At 43.0% G+C, this 13,407-nt stretch carries 14 protein-coding genes and 1 tRNA gene; 7 read left to right on the top strand and 8 right to left on the bottom strand.

All coding sequences use genetic code 11. The annotated features are described in order from the left end of the window. Nucleotides 1-6: 6 nt before the first annotated feature. From FTU17_RS00930 to FTU17_RS00905, 6 genes are all read left to right on the top strand, one after another. The gene (locus FTU17_RS00930; protein WP_257227351.1) at nucleotides 7-1,188 is read left to right on the top strand and encodes a beta-ketoacyl-[acyl-carrier-protein] synthase family protein; all 1,182 of its coding nucleotides are present in this window, start codon (nucleotides 7-9) and stop codon (nucleotides 1,186-1,188) included. Next, complete coding sequence (locus FTU17_RS00925; RefSeq protein WP_111885823.1) at nucleotides 1,185-1,616, top strand: 3-hydroxylacyl-ACP dehydratase; 432 nt, start codon at nucleotides 1,185-1,187, stop codon at nucleotides 1,614-1,616. Before FTU17_RS00930 ends, FTU17_RS00925 begins: the two co-directional genes overlap by 4 nt. A gap of 2 nt (nucleotides 1,617-1,618) precedes the next feature. Then, nucleotides 1,619-2,344 (top strand): 3-ketoacyl-ACP reductase FabG2, encoded by a 726-nt coding sequence (locus FTU17_RS00920; RefSeq protein ID WP_180039864.1) that lies wholly within the window; start codon nucleotides 1,619-1,621, stop codon nucleotides 2,342-2,344. Continuing rightward, the gene (locus tag FTU17_RS00915) at nucleotides 2,344-3,564 is read left to right on the top strand and encodes a beta-ketoacyl-ACP synthase (RefSeq protein ID WP_111885822.1); all 1,221 of its coding nucleotides are present in this window, start codon (nucleotides 2,344-2,346) and stop codon (nucleotides 3,562-3,564) included. Before FTU17_RS00920 ends, FTU17_RS00915 begins: the two co-directional genes overlap by 1 nt. A 21-nt stretch (nucleotides 3,565-3,585) precedes the next feature. Beyond that, a complete protein-coding gene (locus FTU17_RS00910) occupies nucleotides 3,586-4,020 on the top strand; it encodes an excinuclease (protein WP_180134495.1) in 435 nt (144 codons plus the stop codon). 123 nt (nucleotides 4,021-4,143) lie between these two features. Further along, nucleotides 4,144-4,719, top strand: coding sequence for a 4'-phosphopantetheinyl transferase superfamily protein (locus FTU17_RS00905; protein ID WP_180134494.1), 576 nt, complete (start codon nucleotides 4,144-4,146; stop codon nucleotides 4,717-4,719). 128 nt (nucleotides 4,720-4,847) lie between these two features. Here the strand turns inward: FTU17_RS00905 and secF are convergent, their stop codons facing one another. The 8 genes from secF to queA all read right to left on the bottom strand — a co-directional run bounded on the left by secF (nucleotide 4,848) and on the right by queA (nucleotide 13,109). After that, complete coding sequence (secF, locus tag FTU17_RS00900; RefSeq protein ID WP_111885820.1) at nucleotides 4,848-5,810, bottom strand: protein translocase subunit SecF; 963 nt, start codon at nucleotides 5,808-5,810, stop codon at nucleotides 4,848-4,850. Between the two features lie 10 nt (nucleotides 5,811-5,820). Then, the gene (gene secD / locus FTU17_RS00895) at nucleotides 5,821-7,719 is read right to left on the bottom strand and encodes a protein translocase subunit SecD (RefSeq protein WP_111885819.1); all 1,899 of its coding nucleotides are present in this window, start codon (nucleotides 7,717-7,719) and stop codon (nucleotides 5,821-5,823) included. A gap of 54 nt (nucleotides 7,720-7,773) precedes the next feature. Then, a complete protein-coding gene (gene yajC, locus FTU17_RS00890; protein WP_078191271.1) occupies nucleotides 7,774-8,103 on the bottom strand; it encodes a preprotein translocase subunit YajC in 330 nt (109 codons plus the stop codon). A 106-nt stretch (nucleotides 8,104-8,209) separates the two neighbouring features. After that, on the bottom strand, nucleotides 8,210-9,340 hold the full coding sequence (gene tgt, locus FTU17_RS00885) for a tRNA guanosine(34) transglycosylase Tgt (RefSeq protein WP_180134493.1): 1,131 nt from the start codon (nucleotides 9,338-9,340) through the stop codon (nucleotides 8,210-8,212). Between the two features lie 80 nt (nucleotides 9,341-9,420). After that, nucleotides 9,421-10,317, bottom strand: a complete 897-nt coding sequence (locus tag FTU17_RS00880) for a DUF4303 domain-containing protein (RefSeq protein WP_180134492.1) — start codon at nucleotides 10,315-10,317, stop codon at nucleotides 9,421-9,423. Between the two features lie 80 nt (nucleotides 10,318-10,397). Beyond that, complete coding sequence (locus FTU17_RS00875; RefSeq protein WP_180009021.1) at nucleotides 10,398-10,964, bottom strand: LemA family protein; 567 nt, start codon at nucleotides 10,962-10,964, stop codon at nucleotides 10,398-10,400. Nucleotides 10,965-11,018: 54 nt separating this feature from the next. After that, the gene (locus FTU17_RS00870; protein WP_180009023.1) at nucleotides 11,019-12,047 is read right to left on the bottom strand and encodes a hypothetical protein; all 1,029 of its coding nucleotides are present in this window, start codon (nucleotides 12,045-12,047) and stop codon (nucleotides 11,019-11,021) included. Between the two features lie 21 nt (nucleotides 12,048-12,068). After that, on the bottom strand, nucleotides 12,069-13,109 hold the full coding sequence (gene queA, locus FTU17_RS00865; RefSeq protein WP_078191326.1) for a tRNA preQ1(34) S-adenosylmethionine ribosyltransferase-isomerase QueA: 1,041 nt from the start codon (nucleotides 13,107-13,109) through the stop codon (nucleotides 12,069-12,071). A gap of 178 nt (nucleotides 13,110-13,287) precedes the next feature. On the opposite strand from queA, the gene FTU17_RS00860 reads away from it, so the two are divergent. After that, nucleotides 13,288-13,374: transfer RNA gene (locus tag FTU17_RS00860), tRNA-Leu, on the top strand. Nucleotides 13,375-13,407 lie beyond the last annotated feature (33 nt).

Raw genomic sequence — 13,407 nt, 5'->3', positions numbered from 1 at the left:
AATATCATGCGCCATTCTGCTGTGGGGATACAGTTCAGCGCGGCTTTGTCTTCTTTGGGGGAAAATGCCAGTGAATTGAAAAATGCACTGTGCACAGCAGGCAATACATTAACGCAGCGTCAAGATTTAATCGCGGAGCGCACGGTTTGGGTGGGGGCTTCTGCTGCATCCTTAGGGCAAAACATACCAGAACATTTGCAGTTTGCAGATTCGCGTAATTTAAGATTTGCTTTAACGGCTTTGCGGCAAATAGAGGCTGATATTCGCGCCTATACAGCACAATTTGCAAAGCAGCGCCTTGCAGTCATTGTTGGCACTTCGACTTCAGGCATTGCCGATAATGAAGCAATATTAAAGGCGCATTTTCAGCAACTTTCTGCAGAGCCGATTAGCCATCATAAACAGGAAATGGGCTGTGTGGCGAAATCACTGCAGCAGTACTTGGGCTGGGAAGGTCCTGCATATACCATTTCAACTGCCTGTTCTTCGGCAGCCAAAGCCATGGCTGCAGGGCAGCGCCTGCTGAATGCAGATCTAGCAGATGCCGTTTTAGTTGGCGGTGTAGATACTTTGTGCAAATTGACTTTGAATGGTTTTGACAGTTTGGAAAGCTTATCCAGCTCTATTTGCCAGCCTTGCGGCGCACACCGTGACGGCATCAATATTGGTGAAGCGGCGGCATTATTTTTATTGTCCAAAGACTCGGCTCCAGTGATGCTACTGTCAAGTGGTGAATCTATGGATGCATGGCATATTTCTGCGCCGCATCCAGAAGGGCGAGGTGCGGCAGAAGCGATGCAAAAAGCATTGGATGCTGCTGATTTAAATGCTACAGATATTAGCTATTTGAATTTGCATGGCACGTCTACTCCGCAAAATGACCTCATGGAAATTAAAGCGGTGCAGACCATTTTTGCAGATTATCCAGTTGCGCTGAGCAGCACCAAACACAAAACGGGTCACTGCCTAGGTGCGGCAGGTGCGATTGAAGCTTTTATTTGCCAGCAGGTGCTGTTAGATCAATCTTGGCTGCCTTTACATCACGCAGGTGAATTAGACCCTGCTTTGGCTCAGCAGAATTATGTTTTGAATAGCCATGCAGCGCAGCCGATGCATTATGTAATGAGCAACTCCTTTGCCTTTGGCGGCAGCAATATCAGTTTAATTTTAGGAACCGTTTTGCCATGATGGATGCCGTACAGTTTATTCCGCATGAACAACCGATGGTTTTTGTAGATCATTTGATTGAAGCCAATGACAGTTATGCCATTGCAGAATTGCAGATTCGACCTGAGTTGATGTTTTGTGAAGCAGAAGGTTTGCCGACATGGAGCAGCATTGAATTAATGGCGCAAACCATCAGTGCCTATGCGGGACATAAAGGGCAAACGAAAGGCTTGCCGCCTAAAGTCGGCTTTTTATTGGGTACACGTAAAATGCAGTTGCCCTGTCCATATTTCGCTGTGGGCAATACCGTGCGTATTCGAGTTGAGCAGAGCTATCTGCACGAAGGTCTAGGCCAGTTTAATTGTGAAATTGAATATCAAGAACATCGCTTTAGCGCCATGCTGAGTGTATTTGAACCAGAAAATATGAATGACGCGATTGGGAAATGAACGTGAGTAGAAGAATTTTAGTAACAGGATCCAGCCGCGGTATAGGTAAGGCAATTGCTTTGGAATTGGCAAAAGCTGGTTTTGATATCACTGTGCATGCGCGGTCTCGTCAGCAGGAAGCGGAGCAGGTAGCGCAAGAAATTCAGGCCATGGGACAAAGCAGTCATGTGTTGATGTTTGATGTGAATGACCGTGAAAATATAGCCTCAATTTTAGAACAGAATATGGCTGAGCATGGCGCATTTTATGGTGTGGTGCTGAATGCTGGCTTAACCCGTGATGGCGCTTTTCCAGCTTTGACCGATGATGATTGGGATGAGGTGGTATCGACCTCACTGAATGGTTTTTACAATGTGCTTAAGCCATTGATGATGCCGATGATCCGTTTGAAAAAAGGCGGCCGTATTGTCACTTTATCTTCCGTTTCTGGCGTGATGGGCAACCGCGGGCAAGTCAATTACAGCGCTGCCAAAGCAGGCTTAATTGGTGCAACCAAAGCATTGGCACTGGAATTAGCAAAACGAAAAATTACTGTGAATTGTGTAGCACCAGGTTTAATTGAAACTGAAATGGTGATAGAAGAAGTCAAAGAACATGCATTGAAAATGATTCCAATGCAGCGCATGGGGCAAGTGGATGAAGTGGCAAAAACGGTTAAGTTTTTATGCAGTGATGATGCCAGCTATATTACCCGCCAAGTGATTTCGGTAAATGGAGGACTGATTTGATGAAACGTGTAGTTGTTACAGGCATGTCAGGTATCACTTCATTGGGTGAAACTGCAGATCAAATTTTTGAACAATTTGCAGCAGGCAAAAGCGGCATCCGCTACATGCCAGATTGGGAAATCTATGGTGATCTACGCAGTAAGCTGGGTGGTCCTGTAGAGAGCTTTACCGTTCCCAAGCATTTTAACCGTAAGGTGACTCGCGGCATGGGGCGTGTAGCCTTAATGTCTGTGGTCTGCGCAGAAAAAGCGCTGGAAGATGCTGGCCTGCTCAACCATGAAATTCTGCATAGCGGCGAAGCGGGTGTGGCCTTTGGTTCATCTGCTGGCAGTGTTGATGCGGTCGGTGAGTTTGGCGCCATGCTGCTGGATAATAATATGAACAAGCTGAATGCGACGACCTATATTCGCATGATGTCGCATACCAGCGCAGTCAATATGACGGTGTATTTTGGTTTGAAAGGACAGACCTTGCCAACATCCAGTGCCTGTACTTCAGGCTCTATGGCGATTGGTCAGGCTTATGAAGCCATTAAATACGGCAAGCAGACCGTGATGATTGCAGGCGGAGCAGAAGAGCTGAGCGCTGCTGGTTCTGCGGTGTTTGATGTGCTGCTGGCCACCAGTACGCAAAATGACAGCCCAGAAAAAACTCCACGTCCTTTTGATGCAAAGCGTGATGGTTTGGTGGTGGGCGAGGGTACAGGCTGTCTGATTTTAGAAGAATATGAACATGCCAAAGCACGCGGCGCGAACATTTATGCAGAAATTATTGGTTATGGAACCAATACCGATGGTCAGCATGTAACACGCCCAGATTCTGAGATGATGGGACGCTGCATGGAGCTGGCACTGAAAGATGCGCAGGTAGATGCCTCAGAAATTGATTATGTGAATGCGCACGGTACATCTACCGATCAAGGTGATGTCGCTGAAACTCAAGCGACAGCGCGCATATTAGGCAAGAAGCCGATCAGCTCCTTAAAGAGTTATTTTGGGCATACGCTAGGTGCTTGCGGCGCGATTGAAGCGTGGCTGAGTATTGAAATGATGCACCGTAAACAGCTGGTGCCGACTTTAAATTTAGAACAGCTTGACAGCGACTGCGGCGATTTGGATTATATCGTCAATGAAATGCGTTCAGCAGAAACGCACATGCTGATGAGCAACAATTTTGCATTTGGAGGGATTAATACCTCCTTGATATTTAAACAGGTTTAATTTAAAAAAGAGGGAAAAATAATGATATTGAAAAATATCTGTGCTGCAGCTGTATTGATGGCAGGGGCAATGACCGTTGTGCATGCAGCAGATGCCATGCATGATTTTAATTTCAAAGAAGCTGTTGATCGTGCAGTTGCTGAAGGTACGCTAGATGGTTCTGTGAAATTTTATCTGGCAGGGACAAAATCTGGTGGTAAAGTCATTGAAAAAGGTTTAGTCACCAATAAAAAAACCAACGGGTTTGCCAAATCTGCAGAAAGCTCATGTGACCATGTACTGCGTTCTGCATTGATTCAATTCCAAAATACCGCTAAAGCCAAAGGCGCGAATGCAGTAACTAACTTGGTGAGTTTCTACAAGTCAAATGAAACTCGCAGCACCACCACATATCAATGCGCGAAAGGAACTGCGATTGCAGGCGTAGCGCTGAAAGGTGATATCGTTAAATTTTAAGTGATTACTGTATTTTAAACATAAACATCAAGCTGAGCAGGGCATGAATAAGCCAAGAACCATTCAAGTGCTATAAATGCCATTGCTCAACTTGCGCCTTTAACGCGCGATGCATTTTCTGATATGCGCGCTTATCAGGCCTATAAAAAACAGCAAATTTATCAGCAGCGCAATTTACATCTTTCAGACGCCATGCAGCGGCCCGTGCAAGACACAGATTTTTTAAAGACTGAATTTGGTAAACCTTATTTAGCCCAAACAGCAGCGCTTGCCTTTAATCACTCGCATAGCCAGCACCATTATGCTTTGGCAATCAGCAGTCATAATCATGATATAGGCGTAGACGTGGAAGACTTAGCGCGCAAGATGCGTTTTGATGCTTTAGCGCGCCATGCTTTTCATCCCAATGAGTTGGCAAACTGGGGGCAGGCGGACAATTCAGATGAATACTGGTTTAAAGTGTGGACCACCAAAGAGGCCGTATTAAAGGCTTCTGGCCTGAGTATTCGTATAAGTTTGAACGAATTGGATACGCAGATACATCCCATGCACAATGGCGGGATATGCAGCCATCCAGAAATTGGGACTTTTGCGTATCAAAACTTTTTATTACCCAGCACGATGTTAACAGTTTCGTGGCGTTCAGCGCTGTCCTGCAACGGTTTTGCATTCCCAGACATTCAAATTTTTCAGCATTGAAAAATAGAATTTAGAGTGTGGAAATAGGCTGATTTTCAGCTTAATACTATTCATATAAATTTATATAAATACGCCATAAAAAAACCCATCCGAAGATGGGTTTTGATCTGAACTATAAGTTGAAAGGCTTAAGGAATCTCTTCTTCTTCAAATTCAGGCTTCACTTGTACAATGAAGTCTTGACGGTTCAGGCCACGCCATAACGCGAAGGCTGTACCAATGTAAATTGATGAATATGTACCCACAAATACACCAACAAACATTGCAACAGAGAACCATTTCAGACCATCACCGCCCAGTACCATCATCGCTACAACAACCAGTAACAGTGTCATAGAGGTGTGAATGGTACGGCGAAGTGTTTCAGTCAAAGCACTGTTCACAACTTCAAGAGGTTCAGCACCGCGAATCTTACGGAAGTTTTCACGAATACGGTCAGATACAACGATGTTATCGTTGAGCGAGAAGCCGATAATCGCGAGTAGCGCAGCCAAAACTGTTAAGTCAAACGGCCACTGCATCATAGCAAAGATACCAATGGTCACCACGATATCGTGGAATAAAGACAGTACAGCGCCCATCGCAAGTTTGAACTCAAAGCGAATAGTGACATAAACCAGCATGAGCAGTAGGGCAAGACCAACAGCGCCCGCAGAACGCACGTAGAGTTCATTACCGACTTGACCACCAACCACATCAACTTTATGTACTTCTGCTTTATTGCCTGGCAATTGAGCGGCAGTCGTAATGGCTTTGGTTAGGTCTTCAGCTTCAATGTCTTTTTGAACTGGCATACGAACCATCAGGTCGCGGTCAGATCCTAAGGTTTGTACCACAGGGTCTTTAAAACCAGCTTTTGTCAGCGCTGAGCTCACATCGGTAGATTTTACTGGTTGACTATAGTTCAACTCTGCTGCCACACCGCCAGTAAAGTCCAAACCGAGGTTTAGACCTTTGGTGCAAATAAAAAAGATACTTGCGAGCGTTAAAATAATCGATATCAAGGCTGCCGGTTTGGCAATCTTCATAAACGGAATAATGCGCTCGTTGTCAGGACGGCCGTATTGTTTCGGTTGAGTATTTTCAGTCATCTTAGATCTCCTAAATGCTCAACTTCTTCAGGTTACGTTTTTTACCATAAATGATTTGTACGATTGCACGTGTCACAGTAATTGCTGTGAACATTGAGCACACAATACCAATCATTAGGGTAACCGCGAAGCCTTTAATCGGGCCTGTACCAATTGCAAACAGAATGAAAGCAACCAAGAATGTGGTTAAGTTGGAGTCAAAGATGGTGTTATACGCACGATCATAACCCGCAACAATCGCCTGTTTCGGTGAGGCACCCCATTTAATTTCCTCTCGTATCCGCTCACAGATCAGTACGTTGGCATCGACCGCCATACCAATGGTAATTACGATACCTGCAATACCCGGCAGGGTGAGGGATGCGCCAATCCAAGACATGATAGTTAAGATCATGGCAAGGTTAACCACGAGAGCAAAGTTGGCAATCAAACCGAACACACGGAAGAAGACCACCATCCAAATAGCAACCAATAAGAAACCGATTTGAGTTGATAATACGCCTTTGTCGATGTTTTCTTGACCGAGACTCGGACCAATCACACGTTCTTCCACGAAGTACATTGGCGCTGCCAAAGCACCTGCACGTAACATCAATGCAAGTTCAGATGCTTCTTGAGGTGAATCCAGACCAGTAATACGGAACTGAGAACCTAATACGGCTTGAATAGTTGCCGCATTGATGACCACAGATTCGGTATAAGGTGTACGAACTTCAGTTTGTGTACCTGTTGCAGGATCAGCAACATAACTAATTTTTTGTTTGTTCTCGATGAACAAAACTGCCATTCGTTTGCCTACAGCATTACGAGTAGCTTCAGACATTAACTTACCGCCTGCAGTGTCCAACGTAATGTTTACTTCAGCACCACCTGTATCTTGGCTAAAACCTGATGACGCGTTTTGTACACGTTCACCCGTTAAGATACGGTTACGGTTAAGCAATAATTGACGACCACTGTCCAAAGATTCATAAGCAAAAGCTTCGGTACCCGGAGGTAATGAGCCTTTTGCTTGACCTGTGTATGGATCGATGTATTGATCATTTAAGTCAGAAACTAAGCGGAACTCAAGGTTTGCAGTACGACCAAGTACACGTTTTGCTTCAGCAGTATCTTGTACACCCGGTAATTCAACCACAATACGGTTGCTACCTTGAGTTTGCACCAATGCTTCCGCTACACCTAACTCGTTAATACGGTTACGTAAAGTTGTTAAGTTTTGGTTGACAGCATAAGACTGAATTTCTTGTTTACGTGTATCTGTGTAGCTTAAACGTAGTGTTGAACCTTCAGTTGTTGCAACCGCTTGTTGAGTATATTCATTGCCGTTACGACGAAGGAAATCCATAGCTGCAGAACGGTCATCATTATTTGCAAATTGCATCGTAATGGTGTTGTTGTTCAAAGATAAGCTATTGAATTTTAATTTATTGTCGCGAAGTTGGCGACGTAAGTCAGCCGCAGACGTTTCCATACGTTGTGAAATGGCTTTATCCATATCCACTTCAAGTAGGAAATGTACACCACCACGTAAATCCAGACCCAGCTTCATTGGTTTAGCACCAATTTTTTGTAGCCATTCTGGCGTAGTAGGCGCAAGGTTTAATGCGACGACATAATTTTCACCGAGCCCACGACGCAGTGCTTCTTTCGCTTTTAATTGTTGTTCGCTCGAATCAACACGTAATAAAGCGGCATTATTGGTGAAGCTATTGTCATGGCTGGCAATATTTTCAGATTTTAAAATCTGCTCTGCTTTTTGTACGATGCTTTGATCAATCTGGGTACCGGCTTTGGCACCTGAAATTTGAACAGCAGGTTCATCAGGATACAAACTTGGCAGGGCATATAATGTACTGATGACTAGTACCACTAGAATCAGTAGATATTTCCATGCTGGGTAACGCATTCGTTTTCTTCTTAAAATGAAAAAAGCCGTGCGGGTGCACGACTTATTTTTTGATTAAAGGTTATTTAGAGTGCCTTCAGGCAGAACTGAAATCACACTTGCGCGTTGTACTTTTACTTCTACGCCACGGTTCAGTTCAACAACTGCAAAATCACCTTCGATTTTTGTGATTTTACCCATTAAACCGCCCGCAAAAACAACTTCACTACCAACACCTAGGCTTTCAATTAGTGCACGATGTTCTTTTGCACGTTTTGATTGAGGGCGCCAGATCAAGAAGTAGAAGATTGCGACAAATACCGCAATCATCAACAGGTTTGCCATCATGCTTGGTTGCTGTGCAGCTTCACCTGCCGCGTGAGCAGTAGAAATAAAAAGGCTCATTTCATTTTCCTAAACTAAAAAAACTGGTTATCAATACTTTGATAAATAAATTGGACTTGTTCAGCAATTTACCTTGTCTTTTTCTTCAGCGCAAATGCTGAAAGAATTAATCTTGAGGACAAGGTGGCACTTCCATGCCGCGACGACGATAAAAGTCTTCAACAAACTCATCAAAAGTGCCATGGTCAAGAGCATCACGCATCGCTTCAGTTAGACGTAGGTAATAACGTAAGTTATGAATAGTACCGAGCATCGAACCTAGCATTTCGCCGCATTTCTCAAGATGGAAGAGATAAGATTTGGTGAAGTTTGTACAGGTATAACAGTCGCAATGTGGGTCAAGCGGACTTTGATCATGACGATATTTGGCATTACGAATACGCACTAAACCGTCGGTCACAAAATAATGACCATTACGTGCATTTCGAGTTGGCATCACACAGTCAAACATATCGACACCGCGACGAACCGCTTCTACGATATCTTCTGGTTTACCGACACCCATCAAGTAACGTGGTTTATCCGCAGGCATTTTCTCTGGAAGATAATCCAATACTTTGATCATTTCTTCTTTTGGTTCGCCAACAGACAAGCCGCCAATCGCATAACCATCAAAATCAATTTCTTTCAGGCCATTTAAAGATTCATCACGTAAATCTTCGTACATGCCGCCTTGGATAATTCCAAACAGGGCATTACGGTTTTTCAGCACGTCATGATGTTGAGTCTTACAACGTTTCGCCCAACGCAATGAAAGCTGCAGTGATTTTTGCGCTTCTTCATATGTCGCAGGATAAGGCGTACATTCATCAAAAATCATCACGATGTCTGAATTCAGCGTGTGCTGAATATCCATCGAAATTTCAGGAGATAAAAAGACTTTAGAGCCGTCAATTGGAGAGCGGAAAGTCACGCCATCTTCTTTAATTTTGCGCATAGCGCCAAGGCTGAAGACTTGGAAACCGCCTGAATCTGTCAAAATCGGGTTATTCCATTTCATGAATTGGTGTAAACCACCATGTTCACGAATAACATCTAGGCCTGGGCGTAGATATAAATGGAAAGTATTACCCAAAATAACTTGGGATTTAATTTCTTTAATGTCACGTGGGAGCATGCCTTTTACAGTACCGTAAGTACCAACAGGCATGAACATAGGTGTTTCAACAACACCATGTTCAAGGGTTAAACGGCCGCGACGAGCACGGCCCGATTGCGCCAATTTTTCAAACTTCATACAAGGTCCAGATCAAGGCGAAAAAACAGTTCGCTGATGGTAAGAGTGCTAAAAGTGCTCTATTTTCCTTGATTCTGCGGTTAAACGCTAGCTTTGTCGGGTGTTAAGTCTGTAAATTTATAGATTGCGTCTTGTGACAAGGCTTCATCTGAACTCTTGGCATTAAAATAGAACTGGTTAATTCGCTGCAAAATTTCTTCTTTTTCCATCGCAAATGTGCCTTTCGGGTCCGATGTCATGGCCACGATACTGTCAATAAGCTTTTGAATATAAGGATTCGTGGTTGCATAGCTTTTTTCTAAGCTTAAAAGATAGACTTCATTAGCTACATGTAAATAGTTATAAGGTTGTATTTCAACGATTTGAGCCAAATCAATCAGCAGGTCTTTATCATACTGAGACAGCTTCATACGTTTAGGTAAGCTGTCGAGTTTGAGCGGTTGTTTGGATTTAAGAAAATCGTCAAGTTGTGTACTTGGAGGATTTAAAACCTGAGCTGAATAAATCTCTATTTCGGGCTGTGTCGGCACCGTGATAAAAAACAGAATATTGTCCAATTCAATGCCATAGGACTGAGCCAAGTCGACTTTTGTTTGTTGTATGGCATTGAGCAAGATTGAAAGATGGTTAGCCGATTCAGACTTTATTATGCTTTCGATCGAAGATGGATCAAGGTCTAAAAGACCCACTTCATTTACCGATGTCATTTTGAACTGCGCCAAGTCTTGACTTAAAGACGGTAGGCTACGATAGCGCCATTTCGACACATTCCATCGATCATGCGCTGCAAGATATTGAGCAGAATCTTCATCTTCGGCAAAAACACTACGCTGCGTAGAGACAGCGATATAGTCCATGGAAAAATAGGGATTGAACACCAACGTACATGCGTAAATATGGTCGTCTTGGTGCTGCTCATAGAGTTTGAAAAACGCCTGAATCAGCACATTTTTCAGTGCATTAATTTGATTTTGCATATTTTATTTTTCTTTCTAGTTTTGGAGGTGCTTGATCACCTCATCATTATTTTTTTACTTTGGTACGTTAAAGCCCGAACTTAAAAGTTCGGACGATAATCAAAATTTTGGCTGGCAGCTTGATCGCGGAAAGGGCGAACCGCTTTTTTACTCAGCAATAGCGTATTAATAATATTGTTAGGAAACACTTGAATGTGGTTGTTGAACAACTCGACGTTGCGGTTAAAAATAGTAATCGCCGCACCGACATTTTCGTTTTGTTCTTCAATTTCATTCATCATTTTCAGATAAATATCATTGGCTTTGAGCTCTGGATAGTTTTCAACCACAACATTCAGGCTGCGCATTAGATCTTGATTTAAGGCTTCAATACGCTGTAATTGGCTGACATCGGTACTATTTACGTTCAAATTCATAATATTTTGACGGAGTTCAGTGACTTTTGCCAAAGTCCCTTGTTCAAAATTGGAATATTGCTCAACCAAAGGCTGTAATCCATCTAAAATTTTGATTTTTTGACGTTCATAGCTGGCTACATCTGACCATGCACGAATGGTTGCATTGTGATGTCGGACAATGTTGTTGCGAATCATGATTGCACCAATCAACAATGCAATGATGATTAAAACAAAGATCAAAAGCCCCATAAAATTTTATCCTCAAGATAAAAGGTCGTAAGTTAAAACATTATTGTATGAAATCTATTTTAAAAACTGCGTTAAATCGTTTTTCAAATTTTCTAAAGCATTTAATTTAAAGGTTCTGAGATGTCCACGCAATGCCGAAACATCTTGAATTCGTTTTGCTTTACTACTGACTTTAAATAAATCTGTAGAGCCAAGATAGCACATTATGCGGTGGCTCGGATGAAATAGCAGATCACCTTCACGGTTTTGAAAAAAATCCGCCAGTCGGAGGACAAAGCCCGGGCTGAGCAATTTAGCGATTTCCATTTGGTTCTCGCCATAAAACTTTAATTTTTGATTAGTTTGAATGTCGCTGCTGTGCCAATGAAAACTATAGGGATAGCCAAAGTTTTTGCCTGTTGCAGATACGGCAAGACCATGGATGCCAATATCAAAAACAAATACGCCCCACAGGTCTTTATGAATTTCTTTAACCGTGACTTCATCACCGTCTTTGTCACGTACTTTCAGTTCATTCACATAGTGATAATGAAAGACCATGACTTGATGCTGTTGCTGATTTTCATCTTCCCAAACCGTACTGGCGAAGGTCTGAATGTCATTCGAAAGGCTGCCTTGCTTAAACACGGGGAACATGCGTTTAAGATTGCCAATAAACTGTAGATTATTCAGTGGCATCGAAATGTATTGAGGCTGTCGGTTAAAAGCCAGTTGGTATTTTCTGGCAATGCATTCGGTTTCTAAAAACGCAATAACTTCTTCGAGCGGATCATCTTTTTCATAGCTGATATAGGCCCAGAACACCATGGCTAACCCCACAGCAAAGCAGAGCTGTGCCCAGCCATGATCGGGCTGAATCACAATAAACAGCATGAAGCCGATACCCAGCGCAGCTAAAGCTAGGGGGAGTAAATTTTCAAATTTGAGCGTAATGGGTGCGTTCCATGGATGCAGCCCATCGAGGAGCTCTTGGTGAGTTTTGGCGTTTCGGCCTATATCCCAGAGCTGAGCGATATTCTGAAAAACCACAGCATTCTTTTTTCGACGAATATGGATGGAGTGTTTTACAGAATCTATCGGCATAGGGATGATTTCAGCGTAATTTTATTTGTGGTTAATATTATCAATTAACATCGCATCACCATAACTAAAGAAGCGATATTGGCTGTCGACGGCATGGTGATAAGCATTCAAAATATTGTCTCGATTAGACAACGCTGAAACTAACATGAGCAGGGTAGACTCAGGTAAATGGAAGTTGGTAATTAAACGATCGACCACTTTGAACTCATAACCAGGGTAGATAAAGATTTGCGTATCACCTGTCCAACCCTTGAGTTCGCCGCCATTGGCTTGAGCGGCACTTTCAGTCGCGCGAGTCGCTGTAGTACCGACAGCAATGACTTTATTGCCACGTGCTTTTGTCTCACGGATTAAAGCCATAGATTCTTCTGATACGTCACACCATTCGCTGTGCATGATGTGATTTTCAATGTCATTGGTGCGCACGGGTAAGAATGTACCAGCACCCACATGCAAGGTAACAAAGGTTTTATTTACGCCTTTGTCTGCCAATTTTTTGAGTAGCGCTTCATCAAAATGTAAGCTTGCTGTTGGTGCTGCAACTGAAGCCAATTTGGTCGGATCGTTAAAAACAGTTTGGTAACGTTCGGTATCAATCGCTTCTGCTTCACGGTTAAAGTAAGGCGGAATCGGTAAAGCACCGTATAAATCTAAAACTTGTAAAATAGGCTGTGAAAATTCCACAACAAATAAGTTTTCATGACGGCCTTGAACGGTCACTTTAACTTCGTCTGGACCGATAAATAATTCCGCACCTTCTTTAGGCGTATTGCTGGCTTTAATGTGGCAATGTGCGGTTTTTGGATCAAGAATACGTTCAACCAAAACCTCAACTGCACCACCTGTAGCGCGTTTGCCTTTTAAGCGAGCTTTCATCACTTTGGTATCGTTCAGTACCAATAAGTCACCTTCATTGAGCAAGTCTAAAATGTCAGTGAAATGATGGTCGTGGTATTCGCCATTCAGGTCGAGATGGAGCAGGCGTGATGCACTACGTGTTTCAAGCGGATAGCGGGCAATGAGTTCGTCAGGGAGATTGAAGTTAAAGTCAGAAAGTTGCATGTTAAGAAATCTGAAAAGGGGATAATGAAATTTGGCTTAGTATAAGCTTTTTTGGGTTTTAACGCTGAAATTGATGGATTATCCATCTAAAAATTCTTATACGGTTTATTTTTAATCAAATGAGAACATCATGCGTTGACAAGTTTTTGAAACAGTTTATTATACGTTTCAACACCTTCCCGAGGTGGTGAAATTGGTAGACGCGGTGGATTCAAAATCCACTATCAGAGATGATGTGTCGGTTCGAGTCCGACCCTCGGGACCAAAATTCTAAAAGACCCCAAGCTTATTAAGACTT

The organism is Acinetobacter sp. YH12070 (assembly GCF_013419625.1).
Taxonomy (GTDB): domain Bacteria; phylum Pseudomonadota; class Gammaproteobacteria; order Pseudomonadales; family Moraxellaceae; genus Acinetobacter; species Acinetobacter amyesii.
Note: the sequence above shows the minus strand (reverse complement) of the source record. Positions and strands in the feature narration are given on the sequence as shown.

Bases quoted from the DNA above. Each gene is read 5' to 3' on its own strand.
- FTU17_RS00875 (WP_180009021.1), bottom strand. From the start codon at position 10,964: ATGGGGCTTTTGATCTTTGTTTTAATCATCATTGCATTGTTGATTGGT.
- queA (WP_078191326.1), bottom strand. From the start codon at position 13,109: ATGCAACTTTCTGACTTTAACTTCAATCTCCCTGACGAACTCATTGCC.
- FTU17_RS00880 (WP_180134492.1), bottom strand. From the start codon at position 10,317: ATGCAAAATCAAATTAATGCACTGAAAAATGTGCTGATTCAGGCGTTT.
- FTU17_RS00930 (WP_257227351.1), top strand. From the start codon at position 7: ATGCGCCATTCTGCTGTGGGGATACAGTTCAGCGCGGCTTTGTCTTCT.
- secF (WP_111885820.1), bottom strand. From the start codon at position 5,810: ATGACTGAAAATACTCAACCGAAACAATACGGCCGTCCTGACAACGAG.
- tgt (WP_180134493.1), bottom strand. From the start codon at position 9,340: ATGAAGTTTGAAAAATTGGCGCAATCGGGCCGTGCTCGTCGCGGCCGT.
- secD (WP_111885819.1), bottom strand. From the start codon at position 7,719: ATGCGTTACCCAGCATGGAAATATCTACTGATTCTAGTGGTACTAGTC.
- FTU17_RS00870 (WP_180009023.1), bottom strand. From the start codon at position 12,047: ATGCCGATAGATTCTGTAAAACACTCCATCCATATTCGTCGAAAAAAG.
- yajC (WP_078191271.1), bottom strand. From the start codon at position 8,103: ATGAGCCTTTTTATTTCTACTGCTCACGCGGCAGGTGAAGCTGCACAG.
- FTU17_RS00910 (WP_180134495.1), top strand. From the start codon at position 3,586: ATGATATTGAAAAATATCTGTGCTGCAGCTGTATTGATGGCAGGGGCA.
- FTU17_RS00915 (WP_111885822.1), top strand. From the start codon at position 2,344: ATGAAACGTGTAGTTGTTACAGGCATGTCAGGTATCACTTCATTGGGT.
- FTU17_RS00925 (WP_111885823.1), top strand. From the start codon at position 1,185: ATGATGGATGCCGTACAGTTTATTCCGCATGAACAACCGATGGTTTTT.
- FTU17_RS00905 (WP_180134494.1), top strand. From the start codon at position 4,144: ATGCGCGCTTATCAGGCCTATAAAAAACAGCAAATTTATCAGCAGCGC.